Genomic DNA, 20,020 nt, shown 5'->3' on the forward strand with positions numbered 1-20,020 from the left:
GGGCTGGATCGTCGGGCTCGCCGGCTGGGCGGCGGCCGCCGCGGTCTGGGTGGACGTCCAGGCCGTGCGCGCCGGGCTGCCCGGCGGGCCGCTCGTCGGCGCGGTCGGCGTCCTCGCCCTGATCGGCGCGGCCGTCGCCGGGCTGCGGGCGGCGGCGGCCTGGGCGCCGGGCGCCTCCTGGCGGGCCCTGCTCGCGGCGGCCGGGCGCCGCACCGTCCTCGACCCGGCCGGGTCCTTCCTCCTCGTCGGCGGAGCGGCCCTGGTGGTCTGCTCGGCCTGGTTCGTCGCGCCGCTCGCGGTCCCCGTCCTCGGGGCCGTGGCGGCGGCCGCCGTCGCCGTCGAGGAGCGCCACCGGCGCCGCTGACGCCGGCCGGCACCTCCCCTCGGGCCGGCGCCCCGGCGCCGGACCTTGCTCTGTCATGCCCCTGACCTCCCTGCATCACCGCCAGGAAAGGAAGGCTGCATCCCTCATGTCTCCCATCCCCCGCAGGTCCCTCCTCAAGGCCGCCGCCGTCGCCGGAGCCGCCGCCCAGTTCAGCTGGGCGCCATGGGCCGGCGACGCGCAGGCGGCGCCCAGAGCCGAGGCGGCCGACGCCGATCCCGTGACCCTCGACTGGCTCGAGGACGGCGGTCTCGGCGCCGCGCCCGGCTCCACCGTCGGCGTGCCCTGGCCGAAGGGCGCCTACCAGGAGGACCAGACGTTCGCCCTGACGGACCAGAACGGCAGGGCCGTGCCCGTCCAGTCCTGGCCGCTCGCGTACTGGCCGGACGGCTCCCTCAAGTGGACGGCCCACGCGGTCAGTTCGGGCAGCGGCAAGCTCACCCTCACCGCCGGCGCCCCCACCGCCCCCGACAAGAAGGTCACCGTCGACAAGAGCGGCGGCACCATCGACATATCGACCGGCGTCATCACCGCGAGGATCGGCAAGTCCGGCTCCACACTGATCAAGTCCGTCATCCGCGGCTCCACCGAGATCGCGAAGAACGGCCGGCTCGTCCTCATCCGGCAGCCGGAGATCGAGGACGAGGACCAGGGATCGGTGAAGACCGAGCGCTTCGAAGGCGCCGTCTCCGAGGTCACCGTCGAACAGGAGGGGCCCGTCCGGGCCGTCGTCCGCATCGACGGCAAGCACCGCAAGGGCGACCGCAGTTGGCTGCCGTTCTCGATCCGCCTCTACTTCTACGCGGGCGCCGACTCCTTCCGCATGGTGCACACCATCACCTACGACGGGACCCAGGAACCCGGCAAGGCGAGCGGCGACTTCATCCGCGGGCTCGGGGTGCGCTTCACCGTGCCGATGCGCGACGCCGCCTACGACCGGCACATCCGGATCGGCGGCGAGGGCACCGGTCTGCTGCGCGAGGCCGTGCAGGGCATCACCGGGCTGCGCCGCGACCCGGGCGCGGCCGTGCAGGCGGCGCAGTACGCGGGCCAGAAGCTGCCCGACCCCTCGACGTGGGACCAACGGGTGACGACCCGGCTCCCGTACATCCCGCACTGGGGCGACTACACCCTCGCCCAGCTCTCCGCCGACGGCTTCGCCCTGCGCAAGCGCACCAAGAAGGGCTACGGGTGGATCGGCGCGGGCGGCGGCAGGCGGGCCTCCGGCCTCGGCTACGTCGGCGGGCCGAGCGGCGGATTCTCCTTCGGCCTGAGGGACTTCTGGGAGAAGTTCCCCGCCCAGCTCGACATCCGCGACGCCCACACCGACGAGGCCGAGGTCACCCTCTGGCTCTGGTCGCCCGAGGCGCAGCCCATGGACCTGCGCTTCTACCACGACGGCATGGGCCAGGACACCTACGCCAAGCAGCTCGAAGGCCTCAACATCACCTATGAGGACTACGAACCGGAGTTCGGCACCCCCTACGGCATCGCCCGCACCTCCGAACTCCTCTTCTGGGCCAACGCCGCCACGCCGGCCCCCGACCAGCTCGCCGACCAGGTCAGGGCCGTACGGACCCTGCCGCAGCTCGCCGCCCCGCCAAAGCAGCTCATCAAGGCCAAGGTGTTCGGTCCCGGCCTGTACTCCGAGCCCGACCGCTCCACACCGGCCAAGGCGAAGATCGAGGACCACCTCGACTTCCTCTTCACCTACTACAAGGACCAGGTGGAGCAGCGCCGCTGGTACGGCTTCTGGGACTACGGCGACATCATGCACACCTACGACACCGTCCGGCACGTGTGGCGCTACGACATCGGCGGCTACGCCTGGGACAACTCGGAGCTGTCGCCCGACCTGTGGCTCTGGTACGCCTACCTGCGCAGCGGCCGCGCGGACATCTTCCGCTTCGCCGAGGCGATGACCCGGCACACCGGCGAGGTCGACGTCTACCACCTCGGCACGTGGGCCGGCCTCGGCACCCGGCACGGCGTGCAGCACTTCGCCGACAGCGCCAAACAGCAGCGCATCGCCAACACGACCTACCGGCGCTTCTACTACTTCCTCACCGCCGACGAGCGGGTCGGCGACCTCATGCGGGCCAATGTCGACTCCGACGAGACGTTCCTCGTCCTCGACCCGCAGCGCAAGGTACGCACCGATCCCTACACCCCCGACCGGCACGCCCTGTCGATCGGTTTCGGCACGGACTGGAGCGGCCTGGTGTCGGCCTGGCTGACCGAGTGGGAACGCAAGGGCCCCAAGTGGGAGAAGGCCAAGGCGCGCGTCCTGTCCACGATGGAGGGCATCGCCGCCCAGCCCAACGGCTTCGTCCAGGGCAGCGGGCTGTACGACCTCGACACCGGCAGGTTCGCCGTCGCCGACAAGCCGGTGGTGTCCGTCTCCCACCTCTCGGCCGTCTTCGGCCTCAACGAGCTGTGCGCCGAGCTCAACCACCTGGTCGACATGCCGAAGTTCAAGGAGGCGTACCTGGACTACTGCCGCTACTTCAACGCCACCAAGGCCGAGCAGAAGGCACGCTACGGCTCCGACTTCGGCAGCCTGCTGCTCTTCCAGGGCCACTCGCGCCTCGACGCGTACGCCGCCGTCCAGACCGGCGACGCGACGCTCGCCAAGCGGGCGTGGAGCAAGTTCTACAACTCCGACGGCTACACCGAGTCCTCGCCGTGGAAGACGCAACCGCTGAGCGGCCCGGCCACGCTCGTCGCGGGCAGCGAGGCGGCCTGGGTGTCCACCAACGACACCGCGCTCTACGGCCTCGCCGCCATCGAGAACCTGGCGCTGCTCGGGGACAGGATGCCGTCCTAGGGGGCCGGCGGGGGAGCGCCGCCGCACGGGCGGCGGCGCTCGCACCCGTAAGTGTGGCGCCCGTCACGTGCTACGGCATGAGTACACGTACTCAGATATCGGGGGCGGACCCGGGAAGACTGTGCCCATGGACCGGAGCCATTACCGCTTCCGCAGCCTGTGGGCCCTGCCCGCGCCCCCTGCCGCCGTGTACGCGGTGCTGGAGCGGCCCGAGGAGTACCCGCGGTGGTGGCGCCAGGTGCGGGAGGTGACCCGGCTCGACGACGCGACCGGCGTCGTCCGGGTGCGCTCCCTGCTGCCGTACGACCTGACCTTCACCGTGCGTGAGGTGCGGCGCGACCCGGCGGCCGGGATTCTGCAGGTCGCGCTGTCCGGTGACGTCGACGGCTGGGCACGCTGGACGGTCACCGCGGCCGCGTCCGGCACCCTGGCCCGCTACGACCAGACGGTCGACGTGAACAAAAAGCTGCTCAGGAGGTTCGCGGTGCCGGGGCGGCCGATCTTCCGGGCGAACCATCGGCTGATGATGCGCTCCGGGCGACGGGGACTCGTCGCGCACCTCCAAGCGGTTTGAAGGAACCCGTCCGGGACCTGTATTGTTCAGTGCGTTCCCGGGCGATTAGCTCAGTGGGAGAGCGCTTCGTTCACACCGAAGAGGTCACTGGTTCGAACCCAGTATCGCCCACCCGGAGAAGGCCGGTCCGTCCATGACGGACCGGTTTTTTCGTGTGCTCAGGCCGCTGCCGGCAGCTCCGGGCGCAGGGGCCAGGCTGTGTCCACCGGCTCCTCCGCGCCGTTGCGGGCGAACCAGGCCTGCAGCCCGCGGGCCTGTGCCGCGTGCCAGGTCGCCTGCAGCGTGTGCAGCTCCGCGGGGGAGAGGCGCTCCAGCCGGGTCGCGAAGCGACGCCCCAGCGCCCGTACGACCTCCATCGCGGCCAGCGCGTCCGCCGCCGCGTCGTGCGCCCCCTCCAACGCCACACCGTAGTGCGCGCACAGATCGGTGAGCGTGCGGCGGCCCTTGCGGTAGCGGTCCAGGTGCTTGTCGAGCACCCGCGGGTCGAGCACGCGCAGCGGCGCGGACGCGAACCAGCGCTCCAGCGAGGACGCCCGGTGGCGCCGCAACTCCCGGTCCAGCAGCGTGAGATCGAACGGTGCGTTCATCACCACCAGCGGTCGGCCCCGCATCGCCTGCTCGCCCAGCTCCCGGGCTATCTCCTCCATCACCGGCGACGGCCAGCGGCCGTTGTGCTGCAGGTGCTCCTCCGTCAGCCCGTGCACGGCCGTCGCCTCCGCGGGCACCGGCACTCCCGGGTTCACCAGCCAGCGGCTCACCCGCGGCCGGGTCCCCGGAGCGTCCTGGACGACGACGGCGGCCGACACGATGCGGTCGGTCTCGACGTCCACGCCGGTGGTCTCCGTGTCGAACGCGGCGAGCGGGCCCTCGTACCAGAACGTCATGCCTACCCAACTCCTCGTTCACCCATGGCAGCTGACGTACCGTCTTCTGCCCGTTTGGTGATACCCGGGCTGTTTGCGCCGTACGCGGGAAGGAGACAACAGGAGTACGGGTCTTTGCAGTTCAGGGGGGCTCGGGCGGGGATTCACTGCGCAGGGAAGGCTGTTGGTCATGGCGATAGCGCAGCCCGAGCGGGGCGGGCTGCTGCCCGAGCGGACGGCACCCCATCGCGGCACACTCGCGACCACCGCCTGCATGGAGACACTGCAGGTGGGCTATCTGCACGCGGTCGCCGCGGCGGCCGGCTGCTCGCTGTCCCAGCCCTTCCCGGACAACGGCATCGACTGGCACGTCAGCCACAGCGCGCCCGGCCACACGGTCGACGACGAGGTCACCATCAAAGTGCAGCTGAAGTGCACGTACCAGATACCGCCGAACCCCCCGGGCCGCTTCTTCTCCTTCACGCTCGACAACGAGCACCTGCGGAAGCTCGCCCGTACACCCGTCTCCGTGCACAAGATCCTCGTCGTGATGATCGTCCCCCGGACCCAGGACCAGTGGCTGCGGGCCGGTCACGACCGCCTGGACCTGCGGCACTGCTGCTACTGGACCAACCTCGCCGGACACCCGATCACGGGCCGGCACCGCACCACCGTGCGCGTCCCGACCTCGCGCATCTTCGACGACCGAGCCCTGTGCGAGATCATGACCCGGGTCGGAACGGGAGGCAGACCGTGACACACCGCCCCCTCGACGAGCAGTTCCGCACCGTCCGGCCGCACCCCGCCGAGCCACTGTGGAACCGGCCGCCCGCACCCGACCAGGTCGACCCCGCCGTGCTCGGCGCCCTGCTGCACCGCCACGGCTGGCAGCGCCGCGGCGGGGCCCCCGGGCGCTACGGCCGCTGGACCCCACCGGGCCCCGGTGCGAGCGGTACGAGCCTGCTGGTGCCGGAGAGTCGCGCCTTCCCCGACTGCGACGACCTGATCGGCGAGGCTCTCCTGGCTCTGACCCGCAGCGGCTCACCCTCCGCCCGTGACGTGCTGGTCGGGCTCACCGTGCCCAGCGACGAGATCCACTGGTGGCGTGACGTGCCGACGGGACCCGTGGGCGCCGCTCCCTGGGACGTCGAGGACCGGCTGCGCACCGCCGCCCGCCGCATGCTGCTGGCGGCCGCCCTCGCCACCCGCGCCCGGGCCGGCTACCACGGCGCCCGGCACCGAAGGCCCGCCGCCGCGTTGCTCGAGCACGTCCTGATCGGCGCGGCCACCGGCGGCCGCGAACTCACCGCCTTCGTGCCCGTCGCCACGGGCCGGCCGCTCGCCGTACGCCTGCACCAGGCGCTGTACGCGGCCCGCGAGGCCATCGACTACCAGCGGGCCACCGGTGGCATGGAAGCCTTCGACACCGCCGTCGAGGCCGGCGTCAGCCATGAGCTGACCGAGGCTCTGGTCGCCCTCGTCCGCGGGGCCGAGGGCGCCCGGATCGCTGTCGCGTGGGCGCCCGCCGCCGGCGTTCCCGAGGGCGGTGCGACACCCGCCGAACCGGTCGAGTTCTCCCCGGGAGACCTGCCCGCCCTGCGCGAGGCCGGAGCGCGCTATCTGCGCAAGGAGCCGTCCGTCCCGGTGCGGATCACCGGCGCCGTCGTCCGCCTGCGCCGTTCGGGACCGCGTGGCGAGGGCACCGTACGGCTGCGGGTCCTCGCCGGGGCCGAGGTGCCGCACGTACGGATGACCCTGGACGAGGAGTCGTACCGCATCGCGGGCCACGCCCACCTCGTGGGACTGCCGATCAAAGTGCACGGACGGCTGGAGAGCCGGGGCGGCTTCCGGCGCCTCGCGGCCGCGTCAGGGGTGGCACCGGTGCAGGTCGACGAGGCCGAGCGGGACCGGCTGATGAAGTCGCTCCAGGAGACCGCGGAGATCACGAGCTTCTTCGAGGAGGCGTGCGGCGGGGACTGAGCCCCCCCGGTGGCACCGGAACTGTTTCGCGGTGGACGGGCATGGGTCGGTACGATCCCAGTCATGCGCGCGCTCCAGGTATGGCGCCGCATCCACCAGCAGTCAGGAGAGTCCGGTGTCAGACGTCCGTGTGATCATCCAACGCGATTCCGAGCGGGAAGAGCGCGTGGTGACGACGGGCACTACGGCCGCCGACCTCTTCGCCGGCGAGCGCTCGATCGTCGCCGCGCGCGTGGGCGGCGAGCTGAAGGACCTCGCCTACGAGGTGAGGGACGGCGAGACCGTCGAGGGCGTCGAGATCTCCTCCGACGACGGCCTGAACATCCTGCGTCACTCCACCGCACACGTGATGGCCCAGGCCGTGCAGGAGATCTTCCCCGAGGCGAAGCTGGGCATCGGCCCGCCGGTCCGGGACGGTTTCTACTACGACTTCGACGTGGAGAAGCCGTTCACCCCCGAGGATCTCAAGGCCATCGAGAAGAAGATGCAGGAGATCCAGAAGCGCGGCCAGCGCTTCTCCCGCCGCGTCGTCACCGACGAGGCGGCCCGCGAGGAGCTGGCGGACGAGCCGTACAAGCTGGAACTGATCGGGCTCAAGGGCTCGGCCTCCTCCGAGGACGGAGCGGACGTCGAGGTCGGCGCCGGTGAGCTGACGATCTACGACAACCTGGACGCCAAGACCGGTGAGCTGTGCTGGAAGGACCTCTGCCGCGGTCCCCACCTGCCCTCGACCCGCCACATTCCGGCGTTCAAGCTGATGCGCAACGCGGCCGCCTACTGGCGCGGCAGCGAGAAGAACCCCATGCTCCAGCGCATCTACGGGACCGCCTGGCCGTCCAAGGACGAGCTCAAGGCCTACCTGGACTTCCTCGCCGAGGCCGAGAAGCGCGACCACCGCAAGCTGGGCAGCGAGCTCGACCTGTTCTCGATCCCCGAGCAGATCGGCTCCGGCCTCGCCGTCTTCCACCCCAAGGGCGGCATCATCCGCCGTGTGATGGAGGACTACTCGCGGCGCCGCCACGAGGAGGAGGGCTACGAGTTCGTCTACACCCCCCACGCGACCAAGGGGAAGCTCTTCGAGACCTCGGGCCACCTGGACTGGTACGCCGACGGCATGTACCCGCCCATGCAGCTCGACGAGGGAGTGGACTACTACCTCAAGCCCATGAACTGCCCGATGCACAACCTGGTCTTCGACGCGCGCGGCCGTTCCTACCGCGAACTGCCGCTGCGCCTGTTCGAGTTCGGGACCGTGTACCGGTACGAGAAGTCGGGCGTCGTGCACGGCCTGACCCGCGCCCGCGGCTTCACCCAGGACGACGCGCACATCTACTGCACGCGTGAGCAGATGGCCGAGGAACTCGACAAGACGCTCACCTTCGTGCTGAACCTGCTGCGCGACTACGGCCTCACGGACTTCTACCTCGAGTTGTCCACCAAGGACCCGGAGAAGTTCGTCGGCTCGGACGAGGCCTGGGAGGAGGCCACCGAAACCCTGCGGCAGGTTGCCGAGAAGCAGGGCCTGCCTCTGGTCCCGGACCCGGGCGGCGCCGCCTTCTACGGCCCTAAGATCTCCGTCCAGGCCAAGGACGCCATCGGCCGGACCTGGCAGATGTCGACCGTCCAGCTGGACTTCAACCTGCCGGAGCGCTTCGACCTCGAGTACACAGCCGCAGACGGTTCCAAGCAGCGCCCCGTCATGATCCATCGTGCGCTGTTCGGCTCGATCGAGCGGTTCTTCGCCGTGCTCCTGGAGCACTACGCGGGCGCTTTCCCGGCCTGGCTGGCACCAGTGCAGGCGATCGGCATCCCGATCGGCGACGCGCACGTCGAGTATCTGGAGAAGTTCGCCGCGGCAGCGAAGAAGAAGGGCCTGCGCGTCGAGGTCGACTCCTCCTCGGACCGCATGCAGAAGAAGATCCGCAACGCCCAGAAGCAGAAGGTGCCCTTCATGGTCATCGCGGGCGACGAGGACATGTCCCACGGATCGGTGTCGTTCCGCTTCCGGGACGGCTCCCAGGAGAACGGGATCCCGTTCGACGAGGCCATCGCCAAGATCATGAAGGTCGTCGAGGAGCGGGCGCAGGTCTGACGGCCGTCGGGGTCGCGACCCTGGTGAAGACAGGCGGCAAGGCCCCCGGGCGATCCCGGGGGCCTTTGCCCTGCCCCGGCGAAGACGCCATATGCTGCACCTCATGACGAGTGAGCCGGAGCAGCAGATCGGAGTGGGGACGCAGGACGCGTTCCAGCGCCTGTGGACGCCCCACCGGATGGCCTACATCCAGGGCGAGAACAAGCCGACCGGTCCGGGGGCCGACGACGGCTGTCCGTTCTGCTCCATCCCGGCCAAGTCGGACGAGGACGGGCTGATCGTCAAGCGGGGGGAGCAGGTGTACGCGGTGCTGAACCTGTACCCGTACAACGGCGGCCATCTGATGGTCGTGCCCTACCGCCATGTCGCCGACTACACCGACCTCACGGAGCCGGAGACCGCGGAGCTCGCCGAGCTGACCAAGCAGGCGATGACCGCGCTGCGCACGGCCTCCGGGGCCCATGGGTTCAACATCGGCATGAACCAGGGCTCGGTCGCCGGTGCGGGCATCGCCGCCCACCTGCACCAGCACGTCGTGCCGCGGTGGGGCGGCGACACCAACTTCATGCCGGTGGTCGGGCACACGAAGGTACTGCCGCAGCTGCTGGCGGACACGCGGAAGATGCTGGCGGAGGCCTGGCCCACGGGCTCGGCGTAGCCGCGGCGCCTTTCAGCCCGTCCGGGGTACCCCCTGCTCGTAGGGCTTGGGGGAGTTCGAGGACGAGGCCGTTCAGGCCGATGGCGGGGTCTGGGGGCTGCCGCCCCCAGAACGACCGCCGCACCGAGCGGCACCGGCAGCACAGCCGGAGGGCTACGCGTCGTAAACGTCCGCCTTCTTCGGCGTCGGATCCTGCACCTGCGTGCTGAGAAACGCAGACCGCGTCCCGAACGCCTCGACGTCCACCCCGTGGTCCCTGAGGACCCGGATCGCCGCCGCGTGCACCACCCGGAGCACCGGCGTGGCGGCGCGCAGGGCGTCGTCGGCCATGAAACGGTGACGCCACGGCTGGTCCGCCCAGGCGTGGCGCAGACCGAACGGCTCCGGGAGGGTCAGCGAGCCGCCGAGCCAGTTCAGGAACGGCGGATACCAGGTGAGCGGGGCACGCGCGGCGAGCCGCACCACCTCGTCGGCGTCGACCAGCGGTAGCCTCACCTTGCGGGTCTCCCAGAACTTGACGGTCTTCGCCACCTCCTTCTCCTTGGGCTCGGGCTTCGTGGTGAACAGGGAGTTGACGGGCCCCAGGGCGTGCCCGGTGACCTCGATGCGCAGGGTGTCGTGCAGCACCGTCACCGTGATGAGCATGGTGATGATCAACTGGCCGTCCCACAGCGTCCACTGGACGCCGAGGTAGTGCCGGTCGCCGCTGCCGAACTGCTGCTTGTTGCAGATGTCCTGTATCGCGTGCGTCTTGATCGTGTACGCGTCCACGTCGGTGCCGCTGGGCCGGGAGACCTCCTTCGCCTTCTCACCGATCGGTGTGACGATCCAGTGCGTTATGGAGGGCTTCGGGAAACCGCCGGTGTTGATGGAGGTCCGCTCCAGCATCGCCAGGTCGCCCTGGATCGCGGTGATCACGTCCCAGCTGCGGAAGGGGTGGAAGTCCTTCCCCGGCTCGGCGGAGACCAGGTCCTCGGCCAGCTGCCAGCTGCCCCAGCGTGTGCCCATGCCGAGGATGCCCTTGGGGCCGGCGTAGAAGACGGAGTTGGACCGCTGCTCGGCGCTCAGCCGGGTGAGCTCCTTGCGCAGCTGCTCGGCCGCGTCGCCGGGGTGGCCGGGCACCGCCTCGGGGATCTTCGCGCCCAGGCCGCCGCCCGCGAGCAGACTGTCCCAGCGCTCGCGCAGGTCCTTCGCCGTGCGCTCGCAGATCTGCTTGGCCCAGAACCAGCCGACGACGGGCATGACGACCGTCGCGCGCGCGTACCAAGCCCAGAAGCCGGAGAACGGCATACGGATCAGGAAGATCACGGCGAGGGCGCCGACGGCGACCAGAAGGGTCGTGGCGAGCGCACCGGCGCTCCTGTCCGTCCGCCTGCCGAGGGTGGTGCGGATCTGGAACACCAGCAGCCACACCAGGAATCCCGGCAGGAACAGCACCCCGCACAGGACCGTCACGGCCGTCAGCCAGTTGTCGCGTTCCCTGCGGATGCGGTGGGCCGCCAGGCAGTGCTCCACGACGACCTGCGGCTCGGTGCCGAACGACTGGATGAGCGGCTTGCGCCCGGCGCCCAGCATGCGGTCGATCACGGCGCGGGAGTAGGCCTCACCGAGCTTGGGCCGGAATATCCTCGCCCCCGGACGCGGAGCCTTGACGGTCGACTGGTGCCACTCGTTGTCGGCCTCGAGGATCTTGGTGACCTCGTCGTCCTCCCGGTACGCCGCCGAGGCCAGGGCATAGGTCGCCGCCGTCTGGCCCGCGGAGCCCGAAAGGGGCACCTGCGCCCCGGGGCTGAAATCGAATCCGTCCGTCACTGCCGCCCCCTCGCCGCCGAACCCGCTCCTGCGGCCTTTCCCGACTTCCTTGCCCCGCACACCTGTTGAACAGGTCGGCGTGCTGATCCATGTCGACTTGATCAGGACATCAGCGTATCCGCAGGCACTGACATACGGGAGCGGACGACCGGAAGAGGTCCGCTCCCGCATGGAGAGGGGAACAAGGGTTCAACTACTGCGACTTCTGGGCCTCTTGACGGATCTTCTGCCCGAGTTGTGGCGGCATCGGCTCGTGCCGCGCGTAGGAGCGGCTGAAGCGTGCGGTGCCGTGGGAGAGGGAGCGCAGGTCGATCGCGTACCGCCCGATCTCGATCTCCGGCACCTCGGCCCGTACCAGAGTCCGGCCGCCGCTGACCTGCTCGGTGCCCAGCAGCCGGCCGCGCCGCGCGGACAGGTCGCTCATCACGGCGCCCACGTACTCGTCACCCACCAGCACCGACACCTCGGCGACCGGTTCCAGCAGATGGATCGTGGCGTCGGCCGCCGCCTCGCGCAGGGCGAGCGCGCCCGCCGTCTGGAAGGCGGCGTCCGAGGAGTCCACGGAGTGCGCCTTGCCGTCGAGCAGCGTGACCCGGATGTCGACCAGCGGGTAGCCGGCGGCCACACCCTTGGCGGCCTGCGCGCGCACCCCCTTCTCGACGGACGGGATGAACTGCCGGGGCACCGCTCCGCCGACCACCTTGTCCACGAACTCGATGCCGGAGCCGCCCGGCAGCGGTTCGACCTCGATCTCGCAGATCGCGTACTGGCCGTGCCCGCCGGACTGCTTCACATGACGGCCCCGGCCGGCGGACCTGCCCGCGAAGGTCTCCCGGAGGGACACCCTGTGCGGGACCACGTCGACCTGGACGCCGTACCGGCTGCGCAGCCGCTCCAGGGCGACGTCCGCGTGCGCCTCGCCCAGGCACCACAGCACCACCTGGTGGGTGTCCTGGTTCTGCTCCAGGCGCATGGTCGGGTCCTCGGCGACCAGCCGGGCCAGGCCCTGGCTGAGCTTGTCCTCGTCCGCCTTGCTGTGCGCCTGGATGGCGAGCGGCAGCAGCGGGTCGGGCATCTGCCAGGGCTCCATCAGGAGCGGGTCGTCCTTGGCCGAGAGGGTGTCCCCGGTCTCGGCACGGCCGAGCTTGGCCACGCACACCAGGTCGCCCGCGACGGCGTGCGTGACCGGGCGCTGCTGCTTGCCGAAGGGCGTGGACAGGGCGCCGATCTTCTCGTCGACGTCGTGGTCCTCGTGACCGCGGTCGGCCAGGCCGTGTCCGGAGACGTGCACCGTCTGGTCGGGGCGCAGGGTGCCGGAGAAGACCCGGACCAGCGAGATGCGGCCGACGTAGGGGTCGGAGGAGGTCTTGACGACCTCGGCGACCAGCGGCCCCTCGGTGTCGCAGGGCTTCAGCTCGCGCGGCTCGCCGTCGATGGTGGTGACCCCCGGCATCGGGTGCTCGAACGGGGTCGGGAACCCGCCCGTGATCAGCTCCAGCAGCTCGACCGTGCCGAGGCCCTGCTTGGCGCCCTCGGCAGCGGGGGCGGCGGCCAGGACGGGGAAGAAACTGCCGCGCGCCACGGCCCGCTCCAGGTCCTGGATCAGCGTCTTGATGTCGACCTGCTCACCGCCGAGGTAGCGGTCCATGAGGGTCTCGTCCTCGCTCTCGGCGATGATCCCCTCGATGAGCCGGTTGCGGGCCTCCTCGATCCCCGGCAGCTGGTCCTCGCCCGGCTCGGACTCCTTGCGCTCACCGGTCGAGTAGTCGAAGAGTTTCTGCGTGAGCAGCCCGATCAGGCCGGACACGGGCGCGTGCCCGTCGGGCCCCTGCGGGCCGTGCAGCGGCAGGTACAGCGGCAGGACGGCGTCGGGGTCGTCCCCGCCGAACGCCTCGGCGCAACGGCGGGTCATCTCCTCGAAGTCGGCGCGGGCCGCCTCCAGGTGTGTGATCACGATGGCGCGCGGCATGCCGACGGCCGCGCACTCCTCCCACACCATGCGGGTCGAGCCGTCCACACCGTCCGAGGCCGAGACGACGAAAAGGGCCGCGTCCGCGGCGCGCAGACCGGCCCGGAGCTCCCCGACGAAGTCGGCGTATCCAGGAGTGTCCAGCAGGTTGATCTTGAACCCGTCCCATTCGACGGGAACCAGGGAGAGCTGCACCGAGCGCTGCTGCCGGTGCTCGATCTCGTCGTAGTCGGAGACGGTGCCGCCGTCCTCCACACGGCCCGCCCGGTTCAGCGCTCCCGCCGTCAGCGCGAGAGCCTCCACCAGAGTCGTCTTGCCCGATCCGCTGTGGCCGACCAGCACCACATTCCGTACGGACGCGGGCCGGTCGGCCGCCGTAGCCCTGCCGGCGGCTCCGGGGTGTACGTTCGCCTTGTCGCCCATGGCCTTGCCTCCCGTGCACGGTGAGGTCACTGTGGGCGCGGACATGCGGACCCGCGTGCGAGGCGGCTCCGGTGACGCCCGCGGTTCTTTCGAGCTTTGCACTCGCGTCACAATGCGTCCATACGAGGGACGTGATCCCGTTTGCGCGCCGTGCTCCGCCCGGCGCGATCGCGCCGTTACCCGGGCGCCACCAGGCCGTGACAGAGGGCCTTGGGTGCCCGGCCGTCGCGCCCACGCGCGCGTGGCTACGATTGGGCGCGCCGGTGGCCAGCAGGGGCCGCGCGGCTCACCGACCGTCGGGAAGGCCATGCTGAACAAGTACGCGCGTGCTTTCTTCACGCGTGTTCTCACACCGTTCGCCGCGTTTCTGATCCGGCGGGGCGTCAGCCCCGACACGGTCACGCTGATCGGCACCGCCGGCGTGATCGCGGGCGCACTGGTCTTCTACCCCAGGGGCGAGTTCTTCTGGGGCACGGTCGTCATCACGCTGTTCGTCTTCTCGGACCTCGTCGACGGCAACATGGCCCGCCAGCTGGGCCGCTCCAGCCGCTGGGGAGCCTTCCTGGACTCCACGCTCGACCGGGTCGCCGACGGTGCGATCTTCGGCGGCTTCGCCCTGTGGTACGCGGGCAAGGGCAACGACGACGTCCTGTGCGCGGTGTCGATCTTCTGTCTGGCCAGCGGCCAGGTGGTGTCGTACACCAAGGCCCGCGGCGAGTCGATCGGGCTGCCCGTGGCGGTCAACGGGCTCGTGGAGCGCGCCGAACGCCTGGTGATCTCCCTGGTCGCCGCCGGGTTCGCGGGCCTGCACAAGTTCGGCGTGCCCGGCATCCAGTACCTGCTGCCGATCGCGCTGTGGATCGTCGCCGTCGGCAGCCTGGTCACCCTGATCCAGCGGGTCGTCACCGTGCGCAGGGAGTCCGCCGAGGCGGATGCCGCCGCGGCCGCGCAGAACGACCGGAGCGCCTCGCACGGCAGTGAGGCGGCCAAGTGAGCGGCGGGAAGAGGAACGGGGCGGCGGCATGACCAGCCTCCAGGAACGGCTCACGGACGGGCTCTACGGCCTCGGCTGGGGCACGGTGAAGACGCTGCCCGAACCCGTCGCCACCCGGCTCGGCCGCACCATCGCCGATCTCGCCTGGAAACAGCGCGGCAAGGGCGTACGACGGCTCGAGAGCAACTACGCGCGCGTGCTGCCCGACGCGACCCCGGAGCGGCTCGCCGAGCTGACGCGGGCGGGCATGCGGTCGTACCTGCGCTACTGGATGGAGTCGTTCCGGCTGCCCGTGTGGAGCCCGGAGCGCATAAGGCGCGGCTTCGACCCCAAGGACCTGCACTTCCTCACCGACGGGCTCGCCACCGGCAAGGGCGTCGTTCTCGCGCTGCCGCACCTGGCCAACTGGGACCTGGCAGGAGCCTGGGTCACCACCGAGCTGCGCACGCCGTTCACGACGGTCGCCGAGCGGCTCAAGCCGGAGACGCTCTACGACCGGTTCGTCGCCTACCGCGAGGGCCTCGGCATGGAGGTGCTGCCGCACAGCGGGGGCTCCGCGTTCGGCACCCTGGCCCGGCGACTGCGCGACGGGGGACTGGTCTGCCTGGTCGCCGACCGGGACCTGTCCGCCTCCGGCGTGGAGGTCACCTTCTTCGGCGAGAAGGCCCGGATGCCGGCGGGACCGGCGCTGCTCGCCCAGCAGACCGGCGCGCTGCTGCTGCCGGTGACGCTCTGGTACGACGACTCGCCCGTCATGCAGGGCCGCGTGCATCCCCCGATCGAGGTACCCCAGTCAGGTAGCCGGGCGGAGAAGACGTCTGTCATGACACAGGCGCTGGCCGACGCCTTCGCCACGGGGATCGCCGAGCATCCGGAGGACTGGCACATGCTGCAGCGGTTGTGGCTCGCCGACCTGGACCCGACCAGGGACCCCGGGAAGGGCACGCCGTGAGGATCGGCATCGTCTGCCCGTACTCCTGGGACGTGCCGGGCGGCGTCCAGTTCCACATCCGTGATCTGGCCGAGTACTTCATCCGACTCGGACACGAGGTGTCCGTCCTCGCCCCCGCGGACGACGACACGCCGCTGCCGCCGTACGTCGTCTCGGCCGGGCGTGCCGTCCCCGTGCCGTACAACGGCTCGGTGGCGCGTCTGAACTTCGGCTTCCTGAGCGCCGCGCGGGTGCGGCGCTGGCTGCACGACGGCGCGTTCGACGTGATCCACATCCACGAGCCCGCCTCGCCGTCCCTGGGCCTGCTGGCCTGCTGGGCGGCACAGGGCCCGATCGTGGCGACCTTCCACACGTCGAACCCGCGCTCCCGGGCCATGATCGCCGCCTACGCGATCCTCCAGGCGGCCCTGGAGAAGATCAGCGCCCGGATCGCGGTGAGCGAGTACGCGCGGCGCACGCTCGTCGAACATCTGGGCGGCGACGCGGTGGTGATCCCGAACGGTGTGGACGTCGACTTCTTCGCGAAGGCCGAACCCAGGCCCGAGTGGCAGGGGGACACGATCGGCTTCATCGGGCGCATCGACGAACCGCGCAAAGGCCTGCCGGTGCTCATGAAGGCCATGCCGAAGATCCTCGCCGCCCGGCCGCGGACGCGGCTGCTGGTCGCGGGCCGGGGTGACGAGGAGGAGGCGGTCGAGACGCTCCCCGCGAAGCTGCGCTCGCGCGTGCAGTTCCTCGGCATGATCAGCGACGAGGACAAGGCGCGCCTGCTGCGCAGCGTCGACCTGTATGTGGCGCCCAACACCGGCGGCGAGAGCTTCGGCATCATCCTCGTCGAGGCCATGTCGGCGGGAGCCCCGGTCCTCGCCTCCGACCTGGACGCCTTCGCGCAGGTCCTGGACCAGGGAGCGGCCGGCGAGCTGTTCGCGAACGAGGACGCGGACGCCCTGGCCGACGCCGCGGTACGCCTGCTGAACGACGCGGACCGCCGCGCCGAACTCCGGGCCCGGGGAAGCGCCCACGTACGGCGCTTCGACTGGTCGACGGTCGGCGCGGACATCCTGTCGGTCTACGAGACGGTGACGGCGGGCGCGGCGGCGGTGGCGGCGGACGAGCGCACGGGGCTGCGGGCGCGGTTGGGTCTGGTGCGGGACTGAGCTCCGTCCGCCGGGTCCGGCGTTTCGGTGGGCCTGAGGCAGCCGAGGGAGCGCTGAGCGCGGGCCGATAACCTTCGCCCGTGACCGCAACCCTCATCTGGATCCTTGTCGGCCTCGTGGCGATCGGCCTCTATCTGAGCTGGACGGCGGGGCGGCTCGACCGGCTGCACTCCCGGATCGACGCGGCGCGCGCCGCGCTCGACGCGCAGCTGCTGCGGCGGGCCTCGGTCGCCCAGGAGCTGGCCACCTCCGGTGTGCTCGACCCGGCGGCGTCGATCGTCCTGTACGAGGCCGCGCACGCGGCCCGGCAGGCCGAGGAGGAGCAGCGGGAGGTCGCCGAGAGCGAGCTGAGCCAGGCGCTCCGGGCCGTCTTCGCGGAGGCGCAGCAGGTCGAGGCGGTGCGCGAGGCGCCCGGCGGGGAGGCAGCCGCGCGGGAGCTGACCGAGGCGGTGCGCCGGGTGCCGATGGCCCGCCGTTTCCACAACGACGCCGTGCGCGCCGCGCGGGCCCTGCGCCGGCACCGCAAGGTGCGCTGGTTCCGCCTCGCCGGGCACGCCCCGTTCCCCATGGCGTTCGAAATGGACGACGAGCCCCCGGCGGCACTGACGGACCGCTCGGCGACCTGACACCACGGGACAGCGACCGGGGCGCGGGGCCACGGGGCCCGGAACCAGGGGACACCGGCCACGGGACGCGGGTACCGGGACAGGTGACACACAGGCCGCGGGTCACGGGTGTCGTTTCGCGCCACGGCGCAAAACGATCCACCGGCTGCCCATTGGCCCTTGCAGTGGCCTGTACCCGTCCCGTTTCCTCGGTCCAGCAGAAATCCCTCTTTTTCCGAGTGAGGTCGAAACCCGTGTCCAGCGAGCTCTCCACCCCCCAGACCCCCGAGACCGGCACCGCCCGCGTCAAGCGCGGCATGGCCGAGCAGCTCAAGGGCGGCGTGATCATGGACGTCGTCACGCCGGAGCAGGCGAAGATCGCCGAGGACGCGGGCGCCGTCGCCGTCATGGCTCTGGAGCGGGTCCCGGCAGACATCCGCAAGGACGGCGGCGTGGCCCGCATGTCCGACCCGGACATGATCGAGGGCATCATCGACGCCGTCTCCATCCCGGTCATGGCCAAGTCCCGCATCGGCCACTTCGTCGAGGCCCAGGTCCTGCAGTCCCTCGGCGTCGACTACATCGACGAGTCGGAGGTCCTCACCCCCGCCGACGAGGTCAACCACTCCGACAAGTGGGCCTTCACCACCCCCTTCGTCTGTGGCGCCACCAACCTCGGCGAGGCCCTGCGCCGTATCGCCGAGGGCGCCGCGATGATCCGCTCCAAGGGCGAGGCCGGCACCGGCAACGTCGTCGAGGCCGTCCGCCACCTGCGCCAGATCAAGAACGAGATCGCCCGCCTGCGCGGCTTCGACAACCACGAGCTGTACGCCGCCGCCAAGGAGCTGCGCGCCCCGTACGAGCTGGTCAAGGAGGTCGCCGAGCTGGGCAAGCTCCCGGTCGTGCTGTTCTCCGCCGGTGGCGTGGCCACCCCGGCCGACGCCGCCCTGATGCGTCAGCTCGGCGCCGAGGGCGTCTTCGTCGGCTCCGGCATCTTCAAGTCCGGCGACCCGGCCAAGCGCGCCGCCGCCATCGTGAAGGCCACCACCTTCTACGACGACCCCAAGATCATCGCGGACGCGTCCCGCAACCTCGGTGAGGCCATGGTCGGCATCAACTGCGACACCCTCCCCGAGACCGAGCGCTACGCCAACCGCGGCTGGTAAGTCACCGCAGGAACAGCACGAGGACTGCACGAACACATGACTGACGCACCCGTCATAGGCGTCCTGGCCCTCCAGGGCGACGTACGGGAGCATCTCATCGCCCTGGCCGCGGCCGACGCCGTGGCCAGGCCGGTGCGGCGCCCCGAAGAGCTCGCCGAGGTCGACGGCCTCGTCCTCCCCGGCGGCGAGTCCACCACCATCTCCAAGCTGGCCATCCTCTTCGGAGTGATGGAACCCCTCCGCGCGCGCGTGCGTGACGGCATGCCCGTCTACGGCACCTGCGCGGGCATGATCATGCTCGCGGACAAGATCCTCGACCCGCGCTCCGGTCAGGAGACCGTCGGCGGCATCGACATGATCGTGCGCCGCAACGCCTTCGGACGGCAGAACGAGTCCTTCGAGGCGGCCGTCGACGTCAAGGGCGTCGAGGGCGATCCTGTAGAGGGCGTCTTCATCCGCGCCCCCTGGGTCGAGTCCGTCGGAGCGGGCGCCGAGGTGCTCGCCGAGCACGGCGGCCACATCGTCGCGGTACGCCAGGGCAACGCGCTCGCCACGTCGTTCCACCCGGAGCTGACCGGCGACCACCGTGTGCACGCCCTGTTCGTCGACATGGTGCGCGCCAATCGGGTACCGGAGTCCTTGTAGGATCTCTGGGGGTCCCCCAGCCGTTAAGGTCTGGGGGAGTTCGTTGCAGAGATGGGTTACGCGAAGGAGACAGGCAGATGTCCGGCCACTCTAAATGGGCCACGACGAAGCACAAGAAGGCCGTGATCGACGCCAAGCGCGGCAAGCTCTTCGCGAAGCTGATCAAGAACATCGAGGTGGCGGCCCGGACGGGCGGCGCGGACCCCGACGGCAACCCGACTCTCTACGACGCCATCCAGAAGGCGAAGAAGTCGTCGGTCCCGAACAAGAACATCGACTCCGCCGTCAAGCGTGGCGCGGGGCTCGAGGCCGGCGGTGCCGACTACGAGACGATCATGTACGAGGGCTACGGTCCGAACGGTGTCGCGGTGCTCATCGAGTGCCTCACCGACAACCGCAACCGTGCCGCCTCCGACGTGCGCGTCGCCATGACCCGCAACGGCGGCTCCATGGCCGACCCGGGCTCGGTCTCGTACCTGTTCAACCGCAAGGGCGTCGTGATCGTCCCCAAGGGTGAGCTGACCGAGGACGACGTCCTGGGCGCCGTGCTCGACGCGGGCGCCGAGGAGGTCAACGACCTGGGCGAGTCCTTCGAGGTCATCAGCGAGGCCACCGACCTGGTCGCGGTCCGCAAGGCCCTGCAGGACGCCGGGATCGACTACGACTCCGCCGAGGCCAACTTCGTCCCGACCATGCAGGTCCAGCTGGACGAGGAGGGCGCCAAGAAGATCTTCAAGCTGATCGACGCGCTCGAGGACAGCGACGACGTGCAGAACGTCTTCGCGAACTTCGACGTCACCGACGAGGTCATGGAGAAGGTCGGCGCGTAACGCTGCCGCTGGAGGCTCACGGGCCGACGGGACACTCCCGTCGGCCCGTCGCTTTGCGGGTCGTTGTCGGTGCCGCCGGATAGCCTGGCGT

At 70.7% G+C, this 20,020-nt stretch carries 15 protein-coding genes, 1 tRNA gene and 2 pseudogenes; 15 read left to right on the forward strand and 3 right to left on the reverse strand.

Annotated features, from left to right (window positions below):
• The 4 genes and pseudogenes from C3488_RS23850 to C3488_RS23865 all read left to right on the forward strand — a co-directional run.
• Window positions 1–364 (forward strand): annotated as a pseudogene (locus C3488_RS23850) (hypothetical protein); the annotation flags it as partial.
• A 106-nt stretch (window positions 365–470) separates the two neighbouring features.
• Window positions 471–3,209: a Tat pathway signal sequence domain protein gene (locus tag C3488_RS23855; RefSeq protein WP_103842599.1), complete on the forward strand. Its 2,739-nt coding sequence runs from the start codon at window positions 471–473 to the stop codon at window positions 3,207–3,209.
• Window positions 3,210–3,336: 127 nt separating this feature from the next.
• Entirely contained in the window at window positions 3,337–3,783 is a 447-nt protein-coding gene (locus tag C3488_RS23860) for an SRPBCC family protein (RefSeq protein WP_103842601.1), read from the forward strand.
• Between the two features lie 39 nt (window positions 3,784–3,822).
• A tRNA-Val gene (locus tag C3488_RS23865) sits at window positions 3,823–3,894 on the forward strand.
• Between the two features lie 47 nt (window positions 3,895–3,941).
• Here the strand turns inward: C3488_RS23865 and C3488_RS23870 are convergent.
• Window positions 3,942–4,667, reverse strand: coding sequence for a 3'-5' exonuclease (locus tag C3488_RS23870; RefSeq protein ID WP_103842603.1), 726 nt, complete (start codon window positions 4,665–4,667; stop codon window positions 3,942–3,944).
• Window positions 4,668–4,836: 169 nt separating this feature from the next.
• Between C3488_RS23870 and C3488_RS23875 the strand changes: the two genes are divergently transcribed.
• The 4 genes from C3488_RS23875 to C3488_RS23890 all read left to right on the forward strand — a co-directional run bounded on the left by C3488_RS23875 (window position 4,837) and on the right by C3488_RS23890 (window position 9,376).
• The gene (locus C3488_RS23875) at window positions 4,837–5,403 is read left to right on the forward strand and encodes a DUF4365 domain-containing protein (protein ID WP_103842605.1); all 567 of its coding nucleotides are present in this window, start codon (window positions 4,837–4,839) and stop codon (window positions 5,401–5,403) included.
• Window positions 5,400–6,626: a hypothetical protein gene (locus C3488_RS23880; protein WP_103842607.1), complete on the forward strand. Its 1,227-nt coding sequence runs from the start codon at window positions 5,400–5,402 to the stop codon at window positions 6,624–6,626. The genes C3488_RS23875 and C3488_RS23880 overlap by 4 nt, the downstream gene beginning before the upstream one ends.
• Before the next feature lie 115 nt (window positions 6,627–6,741).
• The gene (gene thrS / locus C3488_RS23885) at window positions 6,742–8,718 is read left to right on the forward strand and encodes a threonine--tRNA ligase (RefSeq protein ID WP_103842609.1); all 1,977 of its coding nucleotides are present in this window, start codon (window positions 6,742–6,744) and stop codon (window positions 8,716–8,718) included.
• 91 nt (window positions 8,719–8,809) lie between these two features.
• The gene (locus C3488_RS23890) at window positions 8,810–9,376 is read left to right on the forward strand and encodes an HIT domain-containing protein (RefSeq protein ID WP_103842611.1); all 567 of its coding nucleotides are present in this window, start codon (window positions 8,810–8,812) and stop codon (window positions 9,374–9,376) included.
• Window positions 9,377–9,529: 153 nt separating this feature from the next.
• Here C3488_RS23890 and C3488_RS23895 read toward each other — a convergent pair whose 3' ends face one another.
• Both C3488_RS23895 and C3488_RS23900 read right to left on the reverse strand, forming a co-directional pair.
• Window positions 9,530–11,188: a hypothetical protein gene (locus C3488_RS23895; RefSeq protein WP_103842613.1), complete on the reverse strand. Its 1,659-nt coding sequence runs from the start codon at window positions 11,186–11,188 to the stop codon at window positions 9,530–9,532.
• A 193-nt stretch (window positions 11,189–11,381) separates the two neighbouring features.
• On the reverse strand, window positions 11,382–13,580 hold the full coding sequence (locus C3488_RS23900) for an elongation factor G-like protein EF-G2 (RefSeq protein ID WP_103842615.1): 2,199 nt from the start codon (window positions 13,578–13,580) through the stop codon (window positions 11,382–11,384).
• A 251-nt stretch (window positions 13,581–13,831) separates the two neighbouring features.
• On the opposite strand from C3488_RS23900, the pseudogene pgsA reads away from it, so the two are divergent.
• The 7 genes and pseudogenes from pgsA (at window position 13,832) to C3488_RS23935 (ending at window position 19,929) form a co-directional block, all read left to right on the forward strand.
• A pseudogene (gene pgsA, locus C3488_RS23905) lies at window positions 13,832–14,574 on the forward strand (phosphatidylinositol phosphate synthase).
• 28 nt (window positions 14,575–14,602) lie between these two features.
• On the forward strand, window positions 14,603–15,526 hold the full coding sequence (locus C3488_RS23910; protein WP_103842619.1) for a phosphatidylinositol mannoside acyltransferase: 924 nt from the start codon (window positions 14,603–14,605) through the stop codon (window positions 15,524–15,526).
• Window positions 15,523–16,683: a glycosyltransferase family 4 protein gene (locus C3488_RS23915; protein ID WP_103842621.1), complete on the forward strand. Its 1,161-nt coding sequence runs from the start codon at window positions 15,523–15,525 to the stop codon at window positions 16,681–16,683. Before C3488_RS23910 ends, C3488_RS23915 begins: the two co-directional genes overlap by 4 nt.
• An 80-nt stretch (window positions 16,684–16,763) precedes the next feature.
• Window positions 16,764–17,309, forward strand: coding sequence for a hypothetical protein (locus C3488_RS23920; protein WP_103842623.1), 546 nt, complete (start codon window positions 16,764–16,766; stop codon window positions 17,307–17,309).
• A 233-nt stretch (window positions 17,310–17,542) separates the two neighbouring features.
• Window positions 17,543–18,454 carry a pyridoxal 5'-phosphate synthase lyase subunit PdxS gene (pdxS, locus tag C3488_RS23925; RefSeq protein WP_103842625.1) on the forward strand — a complete coding sequence of 304 codons (912 nt, stop codon included), beginning with the start codon at window positions 17,543–17,545 and terminating at the stop codon, window positions 18,452–18,454.
• Window positions 18,455–18,490: 36 nt separating this feature from the next.
• Window positions 18,491–19,099 (forward strand): pyridoxal 5'-phosphate synthase glutaminase subunit PdxT, encoded by a 609-nt coding sequence (pdxT, locus tag C3488_RS23930; RefSeq protein ID WP_103842627.1) that lies wholly within the window; start codon window positions 18,491–18,493, stop codon window positions 19,097–19,099.
• Between the two features lie 77 nt (window positions 19,100–19,176).
• Window positions 19,177–19,929 carry a YebC/PmpR family DNA-binding transcriptional regulator gene (locus C3488_RS23935; RefSeq protein WP_103842629.1) on the forward strand — a complete coding sequence of 251 codons (753 nt, stop codon included), beginning with the start codon at window positions 19,177–19,179 and terminating at the stop codon, window positions 19,927–19,929.
• The last annotated feature ends 91 nt before the right edge of the window (window positions 19,930–20,020 follow it).

It is taken from the genome of Streptomyces sp. Ru72 (assembly GCF_002920635.1).
Lineage (GTDB): Bacteria > Actinomycetota > Actinomycetes > Streptomycetales > Streptomycetaceae > Streptomyces.